The 20,422-nt window shown below is 71.3% G+C and carries 23 protein-coding genes and 5 tRNA genes; 6 read left to right on the top strand and 22 right to left on the bottom strand.

All coding sequences use genetic code 11. The features are described from left to right. Window positions 1-12 precede the first annotated feature (12 nt). The 7 genes from rpmF to ACFW22_RS31600 all read right to left on the bottom strand — a co-directional run bounded on the left by rpmF (window position 13) and on the right by ACFW22_RS31600 (window position 7,199). Window positions 13-186, bottom strand: coding sequence for a 50S ribosomal protein L32 (gene rpmF / locus ACFW22_RS31570; protein WP_030496967.1), 174 nt, complete (start codon window positions 184-186; stop codon window positions 13-15). Window positions 187-188: 2 nt separating this feature from the next. Beyond that, window positions 189-842, bottom strand: coding sequence for a YceD family protein (locus ACFW22_RS31575; RefSeq protein WP_386411368.1), 654 nt, complete (start codon window positions 840-842; stop codon window positions 189-191). A 139-nt stretch (window positions 843-981) separates the two neighbouring features. Further along, the gene (locus ACFW22_RS31580) at window positions 982-2,043 is read right to left on the bottom strand and encodes an ATP synthase F0 subunit B (RefSeq protein ID WP_386411320.1); all 1,062 of its coding nucleotides are present in this window, start codon (window positions 2,041-2,043) and stop codon (window positions 982-984) included. Window positions 2,044-2,153: 110 nt separating this feature from the next. Then, a complete protein-coding gene (gene coaD / locus ACFW22_RS31585; protein WP_386411371.1) occupies window positions 2,154-2,633 on the bottom strand; it encodes a pantetheine-phosphate adenylyltransferase in 480 nt (159 codons plus the stop codon). 26 nt (window positions 2,634-2,659) lie between these two features. Beyond that, a complete protein-coding gene (gene rsmD, locus ACFW22_RS31590; RefSeq protein WP_386411323.1) occupies window positions 2,660-3,244 on the bottom strand; it encodes a 16S rRNA (guanine(966)-N(2))-methyltransferase RsmD in 585 nt (194 codons plus the stop codon). A 68-nt stretch (window positions 3,245-3,312) separates the two neighbouring features. After that, a complete protein-coding gene (gene recG, locus ACFW22_RS31595) occupies window positions 3,313-5,502 on the bottom strand; it encodes an ATP-dependent DNA helicase RecG (protein ID WP_386411326.1) in 2,190 nt (729 codons plus the stop codon). Between the two features lie 59 nt (window positions 5,503-5,561). Next, window positions 5,562-7,199, bottom strand: coding sequence for a DAK2 domain-containing protein (locus tag ACFW22_RS31600; protein ID WP_386411329.1), 1,638 nt, complete (start codon window positions 7,197-7,199; stop codon window positions 5,562-5,564). 236 nt (window positions 7,200-7,435) lie between these two features. Between ACFW22_RS31600 and rpmB the strand changes: the two genes are divergently transcribed. Then, window positions 7,436-7,621, top strand: coding sequence for a 50S ribosomal protein L28 (rpmB, locus tag ACFW22_RS31605; protein WP_003957616.1), 186 nt, complete (start codon window positions 7,436-7,438; stop codon window positions 7,619-7,621). A 128-nt stretch (window positions 7,622-7,749) separates the two neighbouring features. Here the strand turns inward: rpmB and thiD are convergent, their stop codons facing one another. Continuing rightward, window positions 7,750-8,553, bottom strand: coding sequence for a bifunctional hydroxymethylpyrimidine kinase/phosphomethylpyrimidine kinase (thiD, locus tag ACFW22_RS31610; RefSeq protein ID WP_386411332.1), 804 nt, complete (start codon window positions 8,551-8,553; stop codon window positions 7,750-7,752). Continuing rightward, on the bottom strand, window positions 8,550-9,512 hold the full coding sequence (locus tag ACFW22_RS31615; protein WP_386411335.1) for a thiamine-phosphate kinase: 963 nt from the start codon (window positions 9,510-9,512) through the stop codon (window positions 8,550-8,552). The genes thiD and ACFW22_RS31615 overlap by 4 nt, the downstream gene beginning before the upstream one ends. Window positions 9,513-9,745: 233 nt before the next feature. On the opposite strand from ACFW22_RS31615, the gene ACFW22_RS31620 reads away from it, so the two are divergent. Together ACFW22_RS31620 and ACFW22_RS31625 are read left to right on the top strand one after the other, a co-directional pair. Beyond that, window positions 9,746-9,979: an Lrp/AsnC family transcriptional regulator gene (locus tag ACFW22_RS31620; RefSeq protein WP_017947604.1), complete on the top strand. Its 234-nt coding sequence runs from the start codon at window positions 9,746-9,748 to the stop codon at window positions 9,977-9,979. Between the two features lie 23 nt (window positions 9,980-10,002). Further along, the gene (locus ACFW22_RS31625; protein WP_386411374.1) at window positions 10,003-10,497 is read left to right on the top strand and encodes a DUF3515 domain-containing protein; all 495 of its coding nucleotides are present in this window, start codon (window positions 10,003-10,005) and stop codon (window positions 10,495-10,497) included. 57 nt (window positions 10,498-10,554) lie between these two features. Here the strand turns inward: ACFW22_RS31625 and ACFW22_RS31630 are convergent, their stop codons facing one another. The 3 genes from ACFW22_RS31630 to ACFW22_RS31640 form a co-directional block, all read right to left on the bottom strand. Then, on the bottom strand, window positions 10,555-11,694 hold the full coding sequence (locus ACFW22_RS31630; RefSeq protein ID WP_386411338.1) for a D-alanine--D-alanine ligase family protein: 1,140 nt from the start codon (window positions 11,692-11,694) through the stop codon (window positions 10,555-10,557). Window positions 11,695-11,782: 88 nt separating this feature from the next. After that, complete coding sequence (locus ACFW22_RS31635; protein WP_386411341.1) at window positions 11,783-12,784, bottom strand: NAD(P)H-dependent glycerol-3-phosphate dehydrogenase; 1,002 nt, start codon at window positions 12,782-12,784, stop codon at window positions 11,783-11,785. After that, window positions 12,781-13,533 carry a lysophospholipid acyltransferase family protein gene (locus ACFW22_RS31640; RefSeq protein WP_386411344.1) on the bottom strand — a complete coding sequence of 251 codons (753 nt, stop codon included), beginning with the start codon at window positions 13,531-13,533 and terminating at the stop codon, window positions 12,781-12,783. The genes ACFW22_RS31635 and ACFW22_RS31640 overlap by 4 nt, the downstream gene beginning before the upstream one ends. Before the next feature lie 136 nt (window positions 13,534-13,669). Here ACFW22_RS31640 and cofC point away from each other — a divergent pair, with 136 nt between their 5' ends. Both cofC and ACFW22_RS31650 read left to right on the top strand, forming a co-directional pair. Continuing rightward, the gene (cofC, locus tag ACFW22_RS31645; RefSeq protein ID WP_386411377.1) at window positions 13,670-14,317 is read left to right on the top strand and encodes a 2-phospho-L-lactate guanylyltransferase; all 648 of its coding nucleotides are present in this window, start codon (window positions 13,670-13,672) and stop codon (window positions 14,315-14,317) included. Between the two features lie 10 nt (window positions 14,318-14,327). Continuing rightward, a complete protein-coding gene (locus ACFW22_RS31650) occupies window positions 14,328-14,537 on the top strand; it encodes a hypothetical protein (protein ID WP_386411347.1) in 210 nt (69 codons plus the stop codon). A gap of 89 nt (window positions 14,538-14,626) precedes the next feature. Here ACFW22_RS31650 and ACFW22_RS31655 read toward each other — a convergent pair whose 3' ends face one another. From ACFW22_RS31655 to leuC, 4 genes are all read right to left on the bottom strand, one after another. Further along, the gene (locus tag ACFW22_RS31655; RefSeq protein ID WP_386411350.1) at window positions 14,627-15,325 is read right to left on the bottom strand and encodes an HU family DNA-binding protein; all 699 of its coding nucleotides are present in this window, start codon (window positions 15,323-15,325) and stop codon (window positions 14,627-14,629) included. A gap of 143 nt (window positions 15,326-15,468) precedes the next feature. Beyond that, complete coding sequence (locus ACFW22_RS31660) at window positions 15,469-15,696, bottom strand: hypothetical protein (RefSeq protein ID WP_386411353.1); 228 nt, start codon at window positions 15,694-15,696, stop codon at window positions 15,469-15,471. A gap of 104 nt (window positions 15,697-15,800) precedes the next feature. Next, on the bottom strand, window positions 15,801-16,394 hold the full coding sequence (leuD, locus tag ACFW22_RS31665; protein WP_041131426.1) for a 3-isopropylmalate dehydratase small subunit: 594 nt from the start codon (window positions 16,392-16,394) through the stop codon (window positions 15,801-15,803). 6 nt (window positions 16,395-16,400) lie between these two features. Beyond that, window positions 16,401-17,825, bottom strand: coding sequence for a 3-isopropylmalate dehydratase large subunit (leuC, locus tag ACFW22_RS31670; RefSeq protein ID WP_386411356.1), 1,425 nt, complete (start codon window positions 17,823-17,825; stop codon window positions 16,401-16,403). Between the two features lie 140 nt (window positions 17,826-17,965). On the opposite strand from leuC, the gene ndgR reads away from it, so the two are divergent. Further along, window positions 17,966-18,682 carry an IclR family transcriptional regulator NdgR gene (gene ndgR, locus ACFW22_RS31675; protein WP_384882400.1) on the top strand — a complete coding sequence of 239 codons (717 nt, stop codon included), beginning with the start codon at window positions 17,966-17,968 and terminating at the stop codon, window positions 18,680-18,682. Between the two features lie 124 nt (window positions 18,683-18,806). Here ndgR and ACFW22_RS31680 read toward each other — a convergent pair. From ACFW22_RS31680 to ACFW22_RS31705, 6 genes are all read right to left on the bottom strand, one after another. Then, window positions 18,807-18,879, bottom strand: a tRNA-Glu gene (locus ACFW22_RS31680). 42 nt (window positions 18,880-18,921) lie between these two features. Continuing rightward, window positions 18,922-18,993 (bottom strand) — tRNA-Gln (locus ACFW22_RS31685). A gap of 18 nt (window positions 18,994-19,011) precedes the next feature. Beyond that, window positions 19,012-19,087 (bottom strand) — tRNA-Glu (locus ACFW22_RS31690). Window positions 19,088-19,148: 61 nt separating this feature from the next. Beyond that, window positions 19,149-19,221, bottom strand: a tRNA-Glu gene (locus ACFW22_RS31695). Window positions 19,222-19,261: 40 nt separating this feature from the next. Then, window positions 19,262-19,333, bottom strand: a tRNA-Gln gene (locus tag ACFW22_RS31700). A 94-nt stretch (window positions 19,334-19,427) separates the two neighbouring features. Then, window positions 19,428-20,150 carry an HAD family hydrolase gene (locus ACFW22_RS31705; protein WP_386411360.1) on the bottom strand — a complete coding sequence of 241 codons (723 nt, stop codon included), beginning with the start codon at window positions 20,148-20,150 and terminating at the stop codon, window positions 19,428-19,430. Window positions 20,151-20,422 lie beyond the last annotated feature (272 nt).

Raw genomic sequence — 20,422 nt, forward strand, 5'->3', positions numbered from 1 at the left:
CTCACCAGCCACTCAGACCGAGAGGACCTGGCGCTTGTTGTAGGTGCCGCAGCTCGGGCACGCGATGTGCTGCTGCTTCGGCTCCTGGCAACGCTCACACGAAACCAGGGTGGGGACCGCAGCCTTCCACTGCGACCGGCGGTGGCGCGTGTTGCTGCGCGACATCTTCCGCTTCGGAACAGCCACGGCTACTTCTCCTGCTTCTCGGCGGCGCTTCGGACGTCCCCGTCAGAGGCTTTGCCGCTCATGTTGTCCTTCTCATCGGTTCCCAGCGAACCGGCGAGTCCCTGCAGTGCCGCCCAACGGATGTCGACGGCTTCATGGTGGTGGTCCGGGTTCTCGTTCAGGTTGGTTCCGCATTCGGAACACAGCCCCGCACAGCCCTCCCGGCACACCGGCTGCATCGGCAGTGCGAGCACCACCGCATCACGCAGCACGGGTTCGAGGTCGAACATGCCGTCCTCGAGGGGGATCATGTCCTCGTCGTCCTCGGCTTCGTCGTCCGCGACCGCCTTGGAGCGGCCCCGGTCGTCGGAGTCGGGGTACGAGAACATCTCCTGGAAGTCCACGTCGAGGTCGAGCTCGACGGGCTCCAGACACCTTACGCACTCCCCCTCGGCCGATGCACGGGCGGTGCCTGTGACGAGCACCCCTTCCATGACCGACTCGAGGCGGAGGTCGATCTCCAACGGAGAGCCCTCGGGCACTCCGATGACTCCTTCGACGCCGAGCTCTCCGGGGGCCTCGGCCGAGCGGGAGAGCCGCTGGAGGGCACCAGGACGCCGCCCCAGCTCGTGCGTGTCGAACACGAGGGGGTTGCGGTGGTCGAGGCGCGTACTCAGGGCTCTTCCTGCTTTCGGATCGTTCTGCGTCGTGGAGGAGGCTGCCGGACGTGGGCAGCAGCAAGGATCGCGGACATAGCGCGACCGAAGGGCCAGGATACTGGACGCTTCGCCCAGGGCCCAATCCGGCCCCCGCCCGCTACTGGCCCTGCTCGTAGCGGCGCAGTTGCTCCAGGTCGATCATGCTGGTGTCGAAGAAGCTGGTCTCGTCGAGCGCGGCGGCCTGCTGCGACGGGTGGGGCTGGGCCTGGCCCTGGGGGTCGTACTGCTGCTGCTCGTAGCCGTACTGCCCCTGGTACGCGTAGGGGTCGTGCTGCTGGTAGCCGTAGGCGTCCTGGGCCTCGTAGGGCGCGGCGTAGGTCGCTCCGGCGGGGGCGGCACCCGCATCGGAGTAGGCCGGGTCCTGCTGCGGGTAGCCGTACGGGTCGGGCTGCTGGGCGGGGATCTGCGGCTGCGGCCGCGCCGGCTCCGGGTCGGAGAGCCCTTCGAGTCCGGCCAGGTAGTCGGCACCGCTGGTGTGCGCCGCGGGGCCGAGGCTGTCCTGGGCGGCCATGTGCTCGCCGAGGGCATCGGTGGCGATCCGGCCGTGCAGCTTCTGCCGCCCCCGCCCGACGGCCTCCAGGGTCTTGCTGAGGACGGCTTCGAAGGCGCCGAGCTTGGCGTCCACGTAGTCGTCGGCCCGCTGGATCAGCGTCTGCGGGTCGGCGCTGTACTCGGGGGCGTCCGCGTCGGCATAGCCGTCCTGATCGAGTCCCGGGCCGCGGCCGAGGAGCTTCTCGCGCCCGCGGTCGACGGAGCCGATGGTCTTGTTGAGCACGACCTCGAAGTTGGCGAGCTTGGAGTCGACGTAGTCGTCGGCCTCGGCCCGCACCTCCTCGGCCTCCCGGCGGGCCTCGGCGAGGATCCGGTCGGCCTCCTCCTGCGACTGCCGGGCGACCTGGGTGTCGGAGACGATCGACCCCCGCTCGGCGTGGGCGGCCTCGATGATCCGCTCGGCCTCCTGACGGGCCTGCTGGACCATCTGCTCGCGGTCGCCGATCAGCTCCTGGGCCTGGGCGAGCGACCCGGGCAGGGCCTCGCGCACCTCGTCGAGCAGGGCGAGCAGTTCGGCGCGGTTGAGCACGCAGGATGCCGACATCGGCATGGAGCGGGCGCCCTGCACGGTCGCGACGATCTCGTCGAGCTTCTTCTGGACGTCCACCTGGTGCTCGCCACTCTCTACAGCTGGATGGAGACGGACGGGACGACTGTAAGGGCAGTCGGCGCCCGTCCGACACCAGATGACGGAGCGTCAGTGGCGGTGGCCGCGCGTCACCTCTGTGCGAGCCGCTCGGTCAGCCGGGGAAGCACCGTCGGCGGCACGAGGTGGGACACGTCCCCGCCCCAGGCCGCGACCTCCTTGACCAGGGAGGAGGAGAGGAAGCTGTACGTCGGATTGGTGGGGACGAACAGCGTCTCCACGCCCGAGAGGCCGTTGTTCATCTGGGCCATCTGCAACTCGTAGTCGAAGTCGCTGACCGCGCGCAGGCCCTTGACGATCGCGGGGATGTCGCGCTGCTTGCAGAAGTCGACGAGCAGGCCGTGGAAGGACTCGACCTCGACATTGCCGAAGTCGGCGGTGACCTCGCGGATCAGCTCCATCCGTTCGTCGACCGTGAAGAGGCCCTTCTTCGACTGGTTGATCATCACTGCGACGTGCACGACGTCGTACAGCTTGGAGGCACGGGCGATGATGTCGAGGTGTCCGTTGGTGATGGGGTCGAATGACCCCGGACAGACGGCGCGGCGCAACTTGGGTCCCTCGCTCTCCGGTCCGGTCATCGTGCGTCTTCGCACGTAGAGGCGGCGCGACCGTACCAAAACGTTCCCTCGCCGTAGCGACGGGACCGCAGGGCCTCGAATCCGGCCGGCCAGCCGAACTCTCCGCCTCGGGTGCTGCGCTCCACCGTGACGAGGGCATCCTCGCTCAACCAGCCCTCCGATCGCAGTGTGAGGAGAATCTCGTGGAGATCGGCGTCCGTGACGGCGTACGGCGGGTCGAGGAAGACCACGTCGTACGGTTCGGCCGGGGCAGCGCCCGCCACGACCTGCTCGGCCTTCCCGGTGCGGAGTTCGGCTCCGGGCAGCCCGATCGAGCGGACGTTCTCCCGGATCGTCTTCGCCGCGCGGGGGTCGGCCTCGACGAGGAGGGCGTGGGCCGCGCCCCGGGAGAGGGCCTCCAGGGCGACGGCGCCGGAACCCGCGTACAAGTCGGCCACCCTGGTCCCGTCGAGGGTGCCGAGCAGTGCCTCCCACGTGGAGAAGAGGCCTTCGCGCGCCCGGTCGGAGGTGGGGCGGGTGCCGTTGCCGGGCGGCACGGCCAGGCGGCGCCCACCGGCGGTGCCGGCGATCACGCGGGTCATCGGTGTCCTCGTTCTCCCTGAGCCGTTGCGTCAAGCCCCAGCTTATGGCGGCTGCCGGGGCCCCGTGGTCAGCCCTTGTCCAGGTACTCCTCCCGTTCCTCGCTGAGCAGGGCGTCGAGCGCGGTGCGCAGGCCCGGGTGGGCGGTGAGGTCGGGATCGTCGAGGACGAGTGCGGTGGCCTCCTCCCGGGCGGCGGCGATGACCTCCTCGTCGTCGATGACGGTGAGGACCCGCAAGGAGGACCGGACGCCCGACTGGGCCTGGCCGAGGACGTCGCCCTCGCGTCGCTGTTCGAGGTCGATGCGGGAGAGCTCGAAGCCGTCGAGGGTGGTGGCGACGGCGTTCAGCCGCTGTCGGGCGGGGCTGGCCTCGGGCATCTCGCTGACGAGGAGGCAGAGCCCCGGAGCCGAACCGCGACCGACCCGGCCCCGGAGCTGGTGGAGCTGGGAGACGCCGAAGCGGTCGGCGTCCATGATCACCATGACGGTGGCGTTGGGCACGTTGACGCCGACCTCGATGACGGTGGTGGCGACGAGGACGTCGACCTCACCGGCGGCGAAGCGGCGCATGACCCCGTCCTTGTCGTCCGGATGCATGCGACCGTGCAGCACGGCGATCCTCAACCCCGCGAGGGGGCCGGTGCCGAGCCCCTCGGCGACGTCGAGGACGGCGAGCGGCGGGCGCTTCTCCGCCTCGTCCTCCGGGGACGCCTTGGTCTTCTTCTGGTCCTCCTCGTCGCCGATGCGGGGGCAGACGACGTACGCCTGGTGCCCGTTCCCTACCTCTTCGCGGACCCGCTCCCAGGCACGGGCCAGGAAGTGCGGCTTGTCGGCGGCGGGCACGACGTGGCTGGCGATCGGGGAGCGGCCGGCCGGCAACTGGTCGAGGACGGAGGTCTCCAGGTCCCCGAAGACCGTCATGGCGACCGTGCGCGGGATCGGGGTGGCGGTCATCACCAGGAGGTGCGGCGGCTGCTTCCCCTTGCCCCGGAGCGCATCCCGCTGTTCGACGCCGAAGCGGTGCTGTTCGTCGACGACGACCAGGCCCAGGTCGTGGAACTTGACCTTGTCCTCGATCAGCGCGTGGGTGCCGATGACGATGCCCGCCTCGCCGGTGACCAGGTCGAGCAGGGCCTGGCGGCGTGCGGCGGCGCCCATGGAACCGGTGAGCAGGACGACCTTGGTGGCGCGCTCGCCGCCACCGAGCATTCCGCCCTCGGCGAGCTCGCCCATCATCTCGGTGACCGAGCGGTGGTGCTGCTGGGCGAGGACCTCGGTGGGGGCGAGCATCGCGGCCTGCCCACCGGAGTCGACGACGGCGAGCATCGCGCGCAGCGCCACCATCGTCTTGCCGCTGCCGACCTCTCCCTGGAGGAGGCGGTGCATGGGGTGTTCGGTGGCGAGGTCGTCGAAGATCTCCGCGGACACCTTCTGCTGGCCCTCGGTGAGGGTGAAGGGCAGGGTGGCGTCGAAGGCGTCGAGGATGCCGTCGGGGGCGGGTCGGCGGGGAACGGCGGGCAGCTGGGTGTCGGCGTGCCGACGGCGGGCGAGGGCGACCTGCAGGACGAACGCCTCGTCCCACTTGAGTCGCTCGCGGGCTTCGGCGACGTCGGCCTTGGTGCGCGGTCGGTGGATCTTCCGCAGGGCCTCGGGCAGCTCGGCGAGGCCGCGACCGCGGCGCAGGGCGGACGGCAAGGGGTCGGCGGCGTCGGCGGCGCTCGGCAGGACGGCGTCGACCGCCTTGGCGATCTTCCAGGACTCCAGCTTGGTGGTGGCGGGGTAGATCGGGATGAGGGCGGCGGCCCAGGCGTCGACGGCCTCCCCGCCGTCGCCGCGGAGCAGTTCGTAGGCGGGGTGGGCGAGCTGGAGGCGCCGGTTGAAGAGCGACACCTTGCCGGCGAACATCGCCCGGGTGCCGGGCAGCAGGTCCTTGTGCGGCTTGTGCACGCCCTTGCCGAAGAAGACCAGCTGGAGACGGCCGCTGCCGTCGGTGATGGTCACTTCGAGGCGCTGGCCCCGCCCCTTGGAGCCGTTGAAGGTGAGCACCCGGGCGTCGGCGACCTGGGCGACCACCGTGACGTGCTCGTCGAGCGGGAGGTCGGCGAGCGTGGTCAACTCCCCGCGCTCGGCGTACCGGCGGGGGTAGTGGTGGAGCAGGTCGCCGACCGTGTGCAGGTCGAGCGCCTCGGCCATGACCTTGGCGGTGGCGGGGCCGAGGGACTTCTTGAGCGGTTCGTCGAGCGCGGGCACGTGCTCCATTGCACACCACGGGACCGACAGTCGTGTCGAAGGCCGTGGACGAACCCCGGGAGCGACGCCTATTCCACCCCGATGAGCAGCGGCGGGGCTCCCGCGCCCGCGTGGTACGTGGTGGTGTCCACGGCGAGGTAGCCCCGGCGGACGTGGTGCTCCAGGTCGGGAGCGAGCTCGGGCGGGGTGCCGTCGGCGACGACGAGGGTGACGAGTTCGCCGCCCGCAGAGAGCATGCGGTCCAGGACGGTGCGGGCCGTCTCGGTCAGGTCCTTGCCGATGACGGCGACGTCGCCCTCGATGAGGCCGAGGACGTCGCCGGCCTGGCACACGCCGGCCGAGGTGAAGGACTGGCGTTCGGCGACGGCGAGTTCGGCGTAGCGGGTGGCTCCGGCGGCGGCCGTCATGGCGACGACGTCCTCGTCGAAGCGCCGGTCGGGTTCGTGGACGGCGAGGGCCGCGATGCCCTGGACGGCGGCCCTGGTCGGGATGAGCGCGACGCGGATGCCCTCGGCCCTGGCGCGCTCGGCGGCGGCGGCAGCGGTCTGGCGGAGGTCGGTGTCGTTGGGCAGCAGGACGACCTCGCGGGCGTGCGCCCGTCGGATCGCCTCGACCAGTTCGTCGCCGGCGGGCGGCTCCCCGGGCCTGGCGCGGACCGTGGTGGCGCCGGCCTCTGCGCAGAGGCCGGCGAGGCCCTCGCCGGGGACGACGGCGACGACCGCGCGGGGGGCGCGTTCCCCGCGGCCGGGGGCCGCTGCCTCCACGGCCCCCGCGGCCCCGAAGTGGGTGATGCGGATGCGGTGGGGCCGTCCGGCCTCGACCCCGGCCTCGACGGCGGCGCCCGCGTCATCGACGTGGACGTGGACGTTCCAGAGCCCGTCGCCGCCCACGACGACCAGGGACTCCCCCAGTGCGTCGAGGCGGGCCCGCAACAGCTCCACGGCTTCGTCCGTCGCCTCCAGGAGGTAGATGACCTCGTAGGCGGGTCCGGCCTCCCCGTCGCAGGACCCGAGGGTCCGCACGATCCCGGGTGCCCGGGCGCCGCCGGGCGCGGGGTCCGTGCGGTCGGGGGCCCGGCCGCAGACGGTCTCCACCAGCGCGCCGAGGACCGTGACCAGGCCGCGTCCACCGGCGTCGACGACTCCGGCCCGGCCGAGCACGTCGAGCTGCCCGGGGGTCGCCTCCAGTGCCGTCCGGGCGCTGTCGTGGGCCCGCACGGCCACCTCCGCGAGCTTTCCGCCGGCCTCGCAGCCGACCGCAGCGGCGGTCGCCACGGTGAGGACGGTGCCCTCCACGGGGCGGGCGACGGCCCGCCGTGCGGCGGCGGCGGCCTCGGCGAGGGCACGGGCGAGGTGATCACCGTCACGTCCTTCGGTGAGGACGGCGGCCATGCCCCGCAGGAGCTGGGCGAGGATGGTTCCGGAGTTGCCCCGGGCGCCGAGGAGGGCGCCGTGCGCCATGGCCCGTACGGTCTCGGTGGTGTCGGGCGCGGAGGCGGCGAAGACCGCTTCGACGGCCTGGTGGGCGGCCTCGGCCGTCAGGTACAGGTTGGTGCCGGTGTCCCCGTCCGCGACCGGGTAGACGTTGATCGCGTCGATCTCCTCGCGCTCCCTCCCGAGGGCGTCGAGGGCCCGTGCGCACCAGGACCGGACCGCTTCGGCGTCGAGCTCGACGAGCTCCTCATCGGACTGAAGGGCTCGCGACAACGGGGGTCCTCCTTCGGCGGTGAGCTCACCGCAGGGTAGACCGGGGTCGTCCCGCTCGTGACCGGGGCCCGGGGCGAGGTCCGCGGAGACCATGGTAGTTTCGTTCCACGGAAGCAGGCGTTGTATGCTGCTTCGGTTGCCCGGTTCAATCCGGGCCGTTCCCCGGCAAGCCACTTCAGACTCCTGATTCCGGTGCGCCGGATTTCACTGTAATTCTGAAGTCTTTGGAGTGACCCGTGGCTGCCAACTGCGACGTCTGCGGCAAGGGGCCGGGCTTCGGCAACAACATTTCGCACTCGCACCGCCGTACGTCCCGTCGCTGGAACCCGAACATCCAGCGCGTGCGTGCCGTGGTCGGTCGGACGCCGAAGCGGCTCAACGTCTGCACCTCGTGCATCAAGGCCGGCAAGGTCTCGCGCTAATCGCGACGTTCCGTCGTAGCGCAGCCCCTGCGGTTGCCTTGAGAGGCCGGTTCACCCAGGTGAACCGGCCTTTTGCCATGCCCGGACGCCGTGCCGGGGGCCGCTGCTGAGGAGTCGGCGGCCGGCCGTCACCCCCGGAGGCGCCACCCGTGGTCGACGGGGCCGATGCCCTCCCCCAGCGCGAATCCGCCGGCGAGGGCCCCCGTCACGTACTCCTTGGCCCGACGGACGGCCTCCGGCACCGCGAGGCCCCGGGCGAGCCCGGAGGCGACGGCCGAAGCGAGCGTGCAGCCGGTGCCGTGGGTGTGCCGGTTGTGGTGGCGCGGGGCCCGCAGCCAGAGTTCTTCGGTGCCGTCCGTGAGCAGGTCCACGGCTTCTTCGCCGGACGGGAGGTGCCCTCCCTTGATCAGGGCCCAGCGCGGCCCGTACGCGAGGACGGCGGCCGCCGCCCCCCGCATGTCGCCCTCGGTCGCCACCCGGACCCCCGTGAGCTGCGCCACCTCGTCCAGGTTGGGCGTGGCGACGGTGGCGAGGGGCAGCAGTTTGCCGCGCACGGAGTCGAGCGCGGCCTCGGCGAGGAGCGGGTCCCCGTGCTTGGAGACTCCCACCGGGTCGACGACCACCGGCACCCCGGGGGTCCCGGCGAGCAGTTCGGCCACGGTCTCCACGAGGGCGGCGGTGGCCAGCATGCCGGTCTTCACGGCCTGGACCCCGATGTCGTCGACGACGGCGCGGTACTGGGCGCGCACGGCCTCCGCCGGTAGTTCCCAGACGCCCTGGACGCCCCGTGAGTTCTGCGCGGTGACGGCGGTGAGCACGCTCATGCCGTGGACGCCGAGCGCGAGCATGGTCTTGAGGTCGGCCTGGACGCCCGCGCCGCCGCCGGAGTCGGATCCGGCGACGGTGAGGACGAGCGGGGGTCGGGAGGTCACTCCGTCTCCCCGAAGTGGTCCCAGCCCCCGGCGCTGTGCCAGGGCGCACCGTCCACGGTGACCTGCGGCAGCGCCGAGGGGTGGAGGACCTCGCCGATGACCTTCCAGCGGGCGGGCAGCTTCACCTCGGGCGGGAAGGTGGCCACGATGGCGTGGTCCTCCCCGCCGGTGAGCACCCACTGCAGGGGGTCGACCCCGACGGCCTGGCCGATGTCGTTCATCTGGGTGGGGATGTCGATGAGTCCGGAGCGGAGGTCGATGCGGACCTTGCTGGCTTCGGCGATGTGCCCGAGGTCGGCGATGAGGCCGTCGCTGACGTCGCACATGGCGGTGGCGCCGAGGCCGGCGGCGGCGGGGCCGGCGTGGTACGGCGGCTCGGGCCTGCGGTGGGCCTCGACGAAGGCGCGGGGGGAGCGGAAGCCGCGGGAGAGGACCGCGTATCCGGCGGCGGACCAGCCGAGCCAACCGGTGTAGGCGACGACGTCGCCGGGCTGGGCGCCGCCCCGGGTGACCGGGTCGTGGTTGCGGAGGTCGCCGAGGGCGGTGATGGAGACCGTGATGGTGTCGCCGCGGACGACGTCACCACCGACCACGGCCGCGCCGGCGACCTGACATTCGTCGCGCAGCCCGTCCATCAGTTCGGTCGGCCAGGTGACGGGGAGTTCGGCGGGCACGACGAGGCCGAGGAGGAGCGCGGTGGGCACCGCGCCCATGGCAGCGATGTCGGCGAGGTTCTGCGCGGCGGCCTTCCGGCCGACGTCGTAGGCCGTCGACCAGTCGCGGCGGAAGTGCCGTCCTTCGAGGAGGATGTCCGTGCTGGCCACCACCCGCCGGTCGGGGGCGGACACGACCGCGGCGTCGTCGCCGGGCCCGATCCGCACCGCCGGGGTGGAGGTGAGCCGGGACGTGAGCTCCCTGATGAGCCCGAACTCGCCCAGTTCTCCGACTGTGCCCTTCACCGCGTCTCACCTCGTGTCTTCGTGCCGGCCGGCGGGCGGGGGCGCGTCGTCGCGCGCCGCGGGTCGCGGGCCGTCACCGTGCTGGGTACCGTCAAGTAGACCGTCAACTTCTGTCCTGCGTACGCCACGCCCCGGGCGCCTCCGGACGCGCGGGTCTCCCCGCGGCCCGCGGCGACGCGGTACCGTGGCGTCTCTTTCTCCCACAAGATCCTCGTGGTCGCCCTGGAGGTTCCGTGGTTCAGGCGTACATCCTCATCCAGACCGAGGTGGGCAAGGCGTCGACCGTCGCCGACACCATCTCCAAGATCCCGGGGGTCATCCAGGCCGAAGACGTGACCGGTCCGTACGACGTCATCGTGCGCGCGCAGGCGGACACCGTTGACGAGCTGGGCCGCATGGTGGTCGCCAAGGTCCAGCAAGTGGACGGCATCACGCGCACCCTCACCTGCCCGGTCGTTCATCTGTAGCCCCCGTCTACGCTTGGCCGGTGATGTCTTCCCACCGGCCCTTCGGCCTGCCCGCCGCCGTAGCGACCGTCGTCCTTCTGCTGGCCGCTGCCGGCTGCTCCTCGCCGGACGCCTCGGCGTCCGTCGTGGTGCCCAGTCCCCCGGCGGAGGAGGCCGCCTTCTGCCAGGTCTTGGCGAAGGAGCTTCCCGACACCGTGGCGGGGCTGGGGCGGAGTGACCCGGAGCCCGGCTCCGAGTTGACCGCCGGGTGGGGTGACGGTGCGATCGTACTGCGCTGCGGGGTCCCCCGACCCGAAAAGATGAGCGATCCCCAGGTGCGGGCCGTCTCCGCCGACGGCGTCCGCTGGATGCTGGAGCAGCGCGAGGGCACCGGCCCCCGTTTCACCTCGGTGTACCGGAAGGCCTATGTCGAGGTGGCCTTGGACGGGCGGTACGCGCACGACGCCGGTCCGCTCGTGGACCTCGCCGTCCCGGTGGCGAAGGCGGTTCCCTGCGCGCTCGAACCGGAGTGCGGGTAGCCGCACTCCGGCCGTCGTGCTCCACCGCCTCCGGCGCGGGCCCGGAGGACGGTTCCGCTAGCGCAGACCCGTGGAGCGGGTCAACGCGGCCTGGATGAGCCGGTCGACGAGCTCCGGATAGCTGACGCCGCTCTCCTGCCACATGCGGGGGTACATGGAGATGGGCGTGAAGCCCGGCATGGTGTTGATCTCGTTGATGACGAAGTCGCCCTCTTCGGTGAGGAAGAAGTCGGCGCGGACCAGGCCCTCGCAGGACACGGCCTCGTAGGCGGCGACGGCGAGGCGCTGGACCTCGGCGGTGGCCTCGTCCCCGATGGGGGCGGGCACGATGCCGGAGGCCGAATCGATGTACTTCGCCTCGAAGTCGTAGAAGTCGTGGTTGGTGACCGGCGGGATCTCGGCGGGCACGCTGGCGCGCGGCCCGTCCTCGAACTCCAGCACCCCGCACTCGATCTCGCGGCCGCGCAGCAGGGACTCGACGAGGATCTTGGGGTCGTGGCGGCGGGCCTCCTCGATGGCCTCGTCCAGGCCGGAGAGGTCGTCGACCTTGGTGATGCCCATGGAGGAGCCGCCGCGGGCCGGCTTCACGAAGAGGGGCCAGCCGTGCTCGGCGGCGAACTCGACGATCTTCTTGCGGGCGGCGGCCGGGTTCTGCTCCCACTCGCGGGGCCGGATGACCTCGTACGGTCCGACGGGCAGGCCGAAGGAGACGAAGACCCGCTTCATGTACTCCTTGTCCTGGCCGACGGCCGAGGCGAGGACGCCCGCGCCGACGTACGGGACCCCGGAGAGCTCCAGGAGCCCCTGGAGGGTGCCGTCCTCGCCGTACGGGCCGTGGAGCATCGGGAAGACCACGTCGACCTCCCCGAGGGCCCTGGGCACGCTGCCCGGCTCGGTGAGGACGACCTCGCGGTTGGCCGGGTCGACGGAGAGGACGACGCCGCCCTCCTCGGACTCCGCCAGTTCGGCGACGTTCGGCAGGGCGCGGTCGGCAATGGCCATCCGCTCCGGGGCGTCGGCGGTGAGCGCCCAGCGCCCGTCCGTCGTGATGCCGATGGGCAGCACGTCGTACTTGTCCCGGTCGATGGCGCTCAGGACGGCGCCCGCCGTGACGACGGAGATGGCGTGCTCGGAGCTGCGTCCGCCGAAGACGACGGCCACGCGCGGCTTGCGGGGGCTCTGGGTGTTCTCGCTCATATCGCGATGAGGGTACCTTGCGGTTCCCGAACTCCTGAGCGCCCCGCTGCCCCCGCGCGCGTACGGCGCAGTGGCGGCCCCGCACGGCTCAGCGGCGCTCGGGCTTCGCGCTGCGCGACATCAGTTCCTTGAGGGCCACGACCGGGGGCTTGCCGTCGTGGACGATCGAGACGACGGTCTCGGTGATGGGCATGTCGACGCCGTGGCGCCGCCCCAGATCGAGCACCGACTCGCAGGACTTGACGCCCTCGGCGGTCTGCTTGGTGACCGCGATGGTCTCCTGGAGGGTCATTCCGCGACCGAGGTTGGTGCCGAAGGTGTTGTTCCGGGAGAGCGGCGAGGAGCAGGTGGCGACCAGGTCCCCGAGGCCTGCGAGCCCCGAGAAGGTGAGCGGGTCGGCTCCCATCGCGAGGCCGAGGCGGGTCGTCTCGGCGAGGCCGCGGGTGATGAGCGTGGCCTTGGAGTTGTCCCCGAGGCCCATGCCGTTGGCGATGCCGACCGCGAGTCCGATGACGTTCTTCACGGCGCCGCCGAGCTCGCAGCCCACCACGTCGGTGTTGGTGTACGGGCGGAAGTACGGGGTGATGCAGGCCGCCTGGAGCCGCTGGGCGACCGCCTCGTCGGAGCAGGCGACGACCGAGGCGGCGGGCTGGCGGGCGGCGATCTCCTTGGCCAGGTTGGGGCCGGTGAGGACGGCCACGCGGTCGGCGGGCACGTCGGCGACCTCGGTGATGACCTCGCTCATCCGCTTCGCGGTGCCGAGTTCGACGCCCTTCATGAGGGAGACGAGGACGGTCTCCGGGGCGAGCAGGGGCTTCCAGGCGGCGAGGTTCCCGCGCAGGGTCTGGGAGGGCACGACCAGGACGGTGAAGTCGGCGTCCCCGGCGGCCTCGGCCGGGTCCGCGGTGGCCGTGATCCCCTGCGGGAGTTCGACGCCCGGGAGGTAGTCGGGGTTGGTCCGGGTGGCGTTGATCTCCTTCGCGAGGTCCGCGCGGCGGCCCCAGAGGCTCACCTCGCACCCCGCGTCGGCGAGCACCATCGCGAAGGCGGTGCCCCAGGATCCGTTGCCGAAGACGGCTGCCTTGGTCACTTGCTGCTCTCCCCCGCGGCCTTGCGCCGCTGCTCCTCACGGGCCTTGCGGTGGTCGTACGGCTCGGCGGGCGCCTTCTCCCCGCGGACCTCCTCCAACAGGGCGGTGACCGCGGCCATGATGACCTCGGTGGCCTCGCGGAGCACCTCGGGCGTCGGTTCGAGGCCCTGGAATCGGGAGAGGTCGACGGGCGGACCGGCCTGCACGATCAGGGTCTTGCGGGGGAACAGCCGGAGCTTGTTCTCCTTGGCGTACGGGGGCATCGCGAGGTTGGCTCCCCATTGCGCCACGGGGATGACGGGGGCCTGGGTGAGCAGCGCGACGCGAGCGGCACCGGTCTTGCCCGCCATGGGCCACATCTCGGGGTCCCGGGTGAGGGTGCCCTCGGGGTAGAAGGCCACGCATTCGCCGCGCCCGATGGCCTCGACGGCGGCCCGGAAGGCGTCCAGCGCGTTGGTCGTCTCGCGGTAGACGGGGATCTGGCCGGTGTTGCGGAGCATGGTGCCGACGAAGCCGGCCTTGAAGAGGCCCGCCTTGGCGAGGAAGCGCGGGACCCGACCGGTGTTGTACTGGTAGTGCGCGTAGGACAGCGGGTCCAGGTACGAGTTGTGGTTGACCGCCGTGATGAACCCCCCGTCGGCCGGAATGTGCTCCGTGCCGCGCCAGTCCCTCTTGAACAGAACCACCAGGGGGGGTTTGGCAATGACCGCCGCGAGGCGGTACCAGAAGCCGATTCTGCGGCGGGACACTCGGACACCTTTCTCCGGGACTGGCTGGCAGGGGGTCAAGTGTCGCCCCATGCTCCTGGTCTGTCGAGTGACACCGTACGCCTCGGGGCCGCCGGTGGGCCGCGTGGGCGGGACAGAATGGAACCCGATGAACCCGATGCTCACCGACGCCCGTGACGGCTGGTCCCTGGTCGTCCCCCTGAAGCCGCTCGCCCTGGCGAAGAGCAGGCTCGCCCCGGCGACGGGGGCCCGCCTGCGCCCCCGGCTCGCCTTGGCGTTCGCCGAGGACACCGTGGGTGCGGCGCTGGACTGTGCGGGGGTGCGCGATGTGGCGGTCGTCACGGACGACCCGACGGCCGGGGTCGCGCTCGCGGCGCTGGGGGCCCGGATCGTGCCCGATGCACCGGCGGCCGGGCTGAACGCGGCGCTCGTGCACGGGGTGCGTGCCGTGCGGTCCGGTCGACCGCACGCACGCGTGGCGGCGCTCAACGCGGATCTGCCGGCGCTCCGACCCGCGGAGCTGACCCGGGTGCTGGACGCCGCCGGGAATTTTCCCAGGGCTTTTCTCGCGGATGCCGCCGAAATCGGTACGACATTCCTCTCGGCAGCTCCGGAGGTGGAATTGGAACCCGCATTCGGGGGCGCATCGCGGCTGCGGCATTTGTCGTCGGGCGCCGTGGAAATCCGGCTCGCCGGGGTGGATTCCGTACGCCGGGACGTGGACACCGGGGCGGATCTGGCGGCCGCCCTGGCCCTGGGGCTCGGTCCGCGGACGGCCGCCCGGTGGCTGACGGCGGCCGGATAGGCTGCGGTCCATGCAGGCGACCGCGTTCACATACGACTCCGAGACCCGCAGCGGCAGTGTGCTGCTCGACGACGGCACCCCCGTGGACTTCGGGCCGGACGCCTTCGACACGGGCGGGCTGCGCTTGCTCCGACCGGGGCAGCGGGTGCGGATCGAGACCGAGCCGGGCGCTCCGGGTGCCGCCCCCCGCATCACCCTGGTGACGCTCCAGACCTTCTGAGGCCGGAACCGCAAGGGCCCCCTCCGGACGCGCCGCGGGCCGGGCTCCCCGAGGGGAGCCCGGCCCGGCGGATCGGTACCGCGCGCGTCCTACTTCTTGGCGGCGGCCTTCTTGGCGGTCGTCTTGCGCGCCGTCGTCTTCTTGGCGGGCGCCTTCGTCGCCGTGGCCTTCTTCGCGGCCGGCGCGGTCTTCTTGGCCGCGGCCTTGGTCGCCTTCTTCGCGGCCGCCGCGGTGGTCTTCTTCACCGGGGTCGCCTTCTTCGCGGCGGCCTTCGTGGCCTTCTTCGCGGGCGTCACCTTCTTCACGGCGGCCTTCGTGGCCTTCTTCGCGGGCGTCGCCTTCTTCGCGGCGGCCGCGGTGGTCTTCTTCGCCGGGGTCGCCTTCTTCGCGGCGGCCTTCTTGGCGGTGGTGGCCTTCTTCGCGGCGGCCTTCTTCACGGTCGCGGAGGCGCCGCCGGTGAGGCTGCCCTTGGGGGCCTTCTTGACGGAGACCTCGCCGCCCTTGGGAAGCTTCTTGGAGCCGCTGACCAGGTCCTTGAAGCCCTGACCTGCGCGGAAGCGGGGGACGGAGGTCTTCTTCACACGGACCCGCTCACCCGTCTGAGGGTTGCGGGCGTAGCGGGCCGGCCGGTCGACCTTCTCGAACGAGCCGAAACCCGTGACCGAGACCCGGTCGCCGGCGACCACGGCACGCACGATGGCGTCGAGCACGTGGTCGACGGCATCGGCGGCCTGCTGACGACCGCCCATCTTGTCGGCAATCGCTTCTACGAGCTGCGCCTTGTTCACGTCTTCCCCTTCGGAGACATTGCCAGAACGAAAGTGTTCAAGCTTTTTCGCACGTTAGGCATGTATATACCGCAAATCAAACACGAAACGGTCTAATCACCCTAGTGCCGCAACGCGGAAGTCCCGCTGCGGAGTTCTTGGTGTCAGTCGTCCTCTGGGAATCGGCCCTCATCGAGGTCCTTCATCAACCGGTCGAGGCGCGTTGCCGCGCCCTTGAGATCGTGCTTCGCCGCGGCCGTGACGACCAGCAGCTTCCGGGACAGCGCCATCCTTACGCCCTCCGGGACTTGCAGTGAGCGCACCTTGGCGTGCGCTTCCTTCAATCGGGCGGCGACTGCCTCGTAGAGCTCGAGTTGGCTGTCGCGTTCCATGCACCGATTGTGCCATCTAGGGCGAGTTGTCGCCCGACGGGGTCTCAACAAGCGACTGCGCCCCCCACCGGGCGGTGGGGGGCGCAGTCGTGGAAAAGCGCTGCTCAGACGGTAATTGTACGGGGCTTGAAGGCCGGTCGGGCCGCCTCGTACGCCGCGATGTCGGCTTCGTTCTGAAGGGTGAGGCTGATGTCGTCCAGCCCGTTCAGCAGACGCCAGCGGGCGTTCTCGTCGAGCTCGAAATCGGCGTCGATGCCGGCGGCCAGGACCTTGCGGGCCTCCAGGTCGACGGTGATCTCGGCGGTCGGATCGGCCTCGGTCAGCTCCCAGAGGGCGTCCACCGTCTCCTGCGGGAGGACCACGGTCAGCAGGCCGTTCTTCAGCGAGTTGCCGCGGAAGATGTCTGCGAACCGGGAGGAGATGACCGCCTGGAAGCCGTAGTTCTGGAGCGCCCAGACGGCGTGCTCGCGGGAGGAACCGGTGCCGAAGTCGGGGCCGGCGACCAGGACCGTGGCGCCCTGCCGCTCGGGGCGGTTGAGGACGAACTCGGAGTCCTTGCGCCAGGCCTCGAAGAGGCCGTCCTCGAAGCCGTCCCGGGTGACCTTCTTGAGCCAGTGCGCCGGGATGATCTGGTCGGTGTCGACGTTGCTGCGGCGCAGCGGAACGGCCCGACCGGTGTGCGTGGTGAAAGCTTCCATGGTTCCTCAGACCCCCGCGGTGGTGGCGACGTCGGACAGATCGGCGGGGGAGGCCAGGTGGCCCAGCACGGCGGTGGCGGCGGCGACCTGGGGGGAGACCAGGTGGGTCCGGCCGCCCTTGCCCTGCCGTCCCTCGAAGTTGCGGTTGGAGGTGGACGCGGAGCGCTCACCGGGCGCCAGTTGGTCGGGGTTCATGCCCAGGCACATGGAGCAGCCCGCGTGCCGCCACTCGGCGCCGGCCTCCTTGAAGACCTCGTCCAGCCCCTCCTCCACGGCCTGGAGGGCGACCCGGACCGAACCGGGGACGACCAGCATGCGGACGCCGTCGGCGACCTTGCGGCCCTCCAACAGGGAGGCCGCGTTCCGGAGGTCCTCGATGCGCCCGTTGGTGCAGGAGCCTACGAAGACGGTGTCGACCTTGATGTCGCGCAGCGGCTGCCCGGCGGTCAACCCCATGTACTCCAGGGCCTTTTCGGCGGCCAGGCGCTCCGAAGCGTCTTCGTACGAAGCGGGGTCGGGGACGTTCGCCGAAAGCGGCGCCCCCTGGCCGGGGTTGGTGCCCCAGGTGACGAACGGGGCCAGCCCGGCCGCGTCGATGACGACCTCGGCGTCGAAGGTCGCGTCCTCGTCGGACCGCAGGGTCTTCCAGTACGCGACGGCGGCGTCCCACTCCTCGCCCTCGGGGGCGTGGGCGCGGCCCTTCAGATAGGCGAAGGTGGTCTCGTCCGGGGCGATCATGCCCGCACGGGCGCCGGCCTCGATCGACATGTTGCAGATGGTCATCCGGGCCTCCATCGAGAGCTTCTCGATGGCGGAACCGCGGTACTCCAGGATGTAGCCCTGACCGCCGCCGGTGCCGATCTTCGCGATGATCGCCAGGATCAGGTCCTTGGCGGTGACGTCCTCGGGCAGTTCGCCGTCGACCGTGATGGCCATGGTCTTGGGACGGGCCAGCGGCAGCGTCTGGGTGGCGAGCACGTGCTCGACCTGGCTGGTGCCGATGCCGAACGCCAGCGCGCCGAAGGCACCGTGCGTGGAGGTGTGGGAGTCTCCGCAGACCACGGTGGTGCCGGGCTGGGTCAGACCCAGCTGGGGGCCCACGACGTGGACGACGCCCTGCTCGACGTCGCCGAGCGGGTGCAGCCGGACCCCGAACTCGGCGCAGTTCTTGCGCAGGGTCTCCAGCTGGGCGCGGGAAACCGGGTCGGCGATCGGCTTGTCGATGTCGAGGGTCGGGGTGTTGTGGTCCTCGGTGGCGATGGTCAGGTCGAGCCGCCGCACCCGCCGACCGTTCTGCCGGAGGCCGTCGAAGGCCTGCGGGCTGGTCACCTCGTGCAGCAGGTGCAGATCGATGAAGAGCAGATCGGGCTCGCCCTCGGCGCGCCGGACGACGTGGTCGTCCCAGACCTTCTCCGCGAGTGTCCTACCCATCGCTTTCCCTCCGGCCGACGTCTACGCCGGCACAACTAGAGACCCGTTCAGCGGGCCGTTGTGCGGCCGCACCACCAGAGTGACAAGGTCCTCGGAAAATTGAACTTGCGTTTCACAGAGTGAGACGCGAATATCGTTGCATGGACAACTCTAGCGGCGTAGGCGTTCTCGACAAGGCAGCCCTTGTCCTGAGCGCCCTGGAGTCCGGTCCGACCACCCTCGCAGGACTGGTCGCGGCGACGGGACTCGCACGACCCACGGCCCATCGTCTCGCCGTGGCACTGGAACACCACCGGATGGTGGCGCGCGACATGCAGGGCCGGTTCATCCTGGGACCGCGCCTGGCGGAGCTCGCCGCCGCGGCCGGCGAGGACCGCCTGCTCGCGACCGCGGGCCCGGTCCTGACGCACCTGCGCGACGTCACCGGCGAGAGCGCCCAGCTCTACCGGCGCCAGGGCGACATGCGCATCTGCGTGGCGGCGGCCGAGCGGCTCTCCGGCCTGCGGGACACCGTCCCGGTGGGCTCGACGCTGACCATGAAGGCCGGCTCGTCCGCGCAGATCCTGATGGCCTGGGAGGAGCCCGAGCGGCTGCACCGCGGCCTCCAGGGCGCCCGCTTCACGGCAACGGCCCTGTCGGGCGTACGGCGCCGCGGATGGTCCCAGTCGATCGGCGAGCGGGAACCGGGCGTGGCGTCCGTCTCCGCCCCCGTGCGCGGGCCCTCCAACCGCGTGGTGGCGGCGGTCTCGGTATCGGGCCCCATCGAGCGCCTGACGCGTCACCCGGGCCGCATGCACGCCCAGGCCGTCATCGACGCCGCCGCCCGCCTCTCCGAGGCCCTCCGCCGCAACGGCTGACCGCCTCCTGCCCCTGTTCGTTTCCGGCCCACCGCTCCAACGCCGCAGCGGTGGGCCGGAGTTGTGTGTCGGAACACAGACAGCGGAGAAGCCCTCCCCCGAAGGGAAGGGCTTCTCCTGTGCGTACCCCCGACCGGATTCGAACCGGCGCTACCGCCTTGAGAGGGCGGCGTGCTAGGCCGCTACACAACGGGGGCAAGATCTACGACCAAGCGAGGGACTCGCATGGTTTTACTACGCTGGCCTACCTGGACTCGAACCAAGACTAACTGAACCAGAATCAGTCGTGCTGCCAATTACACCATAGGCCACTGGTGGCTTAGACCAGTTGGTACCCCCGACCGGATTCGAACCGGCGCTACCGCCTTGAGAGGGCGGCGTGCTAGGCCGCTACACAACGGGGGCCCTAGCGATCCTGCATCAAGACCACCGGGAGCTACCCAAGTGATCCTGCGGGAAGGATCTGTACCCCCGACCGGATTCGAACCGGCGCTACCGCCTTGAGAGGGCGGCGTGCTAGGCCGCTACACAACGGGGGCTTCGTGGATGCCATCCACAGGTGCAGATGAGCTCTGCGAGCTGGCCTACCTGGACTCGAACCAAGACTAACTGAACCAGAATCAGTCGTGCTGCCAATTACACCATAGGCCACCGGGACAACCTCCCCCACCAGGGGGAATCTTGTTCGGCTTGCGCTTTCCGGGTTCTTGCCTTTCGGCTTGTTCCCCTCGGCGCAGAAAGAACATTACCCGAAGGTGGACGGTGCTCCAAAACGGGTATCCCCGCGGAGCAGGGCGGGGAGCTGATGGAGGTCGGTGATCCGGTCCAGCTCCGGCCGACCGCCCGTGTCGGCGCGGTCCAGCCAGATCCCCCGCAACCCGGCTTCCCCTGCTCCCCGGGCGTCGATGTCGGGCTGGTCGCCCACGTACGCCACCTCCTGCGGGGGCAGGTCGAGGGCGGCGCAGGCCGCGTGGAAGGCCTCCCGGGCCGGCTTGGCCACTCCGAGTTCGGCGGCGCAGAGCACGACCTCGAAACGGTCCCGCACGCCCAGGACCCGGAGCTTCCGCTCCTGGTTGTGGATGCTGGAGTTCGACAGGACCGCGTGCCGGTACCCGTCCGCCAGGAGGTCGAGCACCGGCAGCGCGTCGGGGAAGAGCTCCCAGGCCGCCTCGTAGTGGGCGACGTACCGCTCGAACCAGTCGTCGGCCTCGGCGCCGCCCAGCCCGGGCTCTTCGAGGAAGTCCCGGACCCGGTCCCTGCGCTGCTCCAGGAAGTCGACCCCGCCGGCCTCGAACCGCCGCCAGTGCAGCGTGGTGAGTTCCCGCCAACGGAGAAGGGCCCGGTCGACGGAGTCGTCCCCGCCCGCCAGGCCCTCGGCCGTCAAGTGCGCGCTCATGCCGGCACGGTCGGCCCGGGCGTAATCGAAGATCGTGTCGTCGATGTCCCACAGCACCGCGCGGATGGCCATGTCCCGACCGTACCGTGCGGGAGGGCCGGACGGGGGCGATCGGGCGGGGCGGGCGGCCCGTGGGGTGACCGGGCGCCCTCCCCGGTGGGGCCCACGACCGGACGGCGCTCCCCCGGCCGGCAGTCGACGGGAGGGGAACGGGAACGGGGGCGGGGGGCGCGCCCCCGGCCCCCCCCCCCCCCCCGGCGCCCGGCGGGGGCGTTGGCGGGCCGCGGCGCCCCCGGCCCCGCGCTGGGGGGGGGGGGGCCCGCCCGTGCCCCGCGCAACAAGGA

It is taken from the genome of Streptomyces sp. NPDC058872 (assembly GCF_042743065.1).
Taxonomy (GTDB): Bacteria; Actinomycetota; Actinomycetes; order Streptomycetales; family Streptomycetaceae; genus Streptomyces.

Coding starts and splice junctions, on each gene's coding strand:
- rsmD (WP_386411323.1), bottom strand. CDS start 3,244: ATGACCCGCGTGATCGCCGGCACCGCCGGTGGGCGCCGCCTGGCCGTG.
- recG (WP_386411326.1), bottom strand. CDS start 5,502: ATGGAGCACGTGCCCGCGCTCGACGAACCGCTCAAGAAGTCCCTCGGC.
- ACFW22_RS31650 (WP_386411347.1), top strand. CDS start 14,328: ATGCAGGCGACCGCGTTCACATACGACTCCGAGACCCGCAGCGGCAGT.
- leuC (WP_386411356.1), bottom strand. CDS start 17,825: ATGGGTAGGACACTCGCGGAGAAGGTCTGGGACGACCACGTCGTCCGG.
- ACFW22_RS31705 (WP_386411360.1), bottom strand. CDS start 20,150: ATGGCCATCCGCGCGGTGCTGTGGGACATCGACGACACGATCTTCGAT.
- leuD (WP_041131426.1), bottom strand. CDS start 16,394: ATGGAAGCTTTCACCACGCACACCGGTCGGGCCGTTCCGCTGCGCCGC.
- ACFW22_RS31630 (WP_386411338.1), bottom strand. CDS start 11,694: ATGAGCGAGAACACCCAGAGCCCCCGCAAGCCGCGCGTGGCCGTCGTC.
- cofC (WP_386411377.1), top strand. CDS start 13,670: ATGCTCACCGACGCCCGTGACGGCTGGTCCCTGGTCGTCCCCCTGAAG.
- ACFW22_RS31660 (WP_386411353.1), bottom strand. CDS start 15,696: ATGGAACGCGACAGCCAACTCGAGCTCTACGAGGCAGTCGCCGCCCGA.
- ndgR (WP_384882400.1), top strand. CDS start 17,966: ATGGACAACTCTAGCGGCGTAGGCGTTCTCGACAAGGCAGCCCTTGTC.
- ACFW22_RS31625 (WP_386411374.1), top strand. CDS start 10,003: ATGTCTTCCCACCGGCCCTTCGGCCTGCCCGCCGCCGTAGCGACCGTC.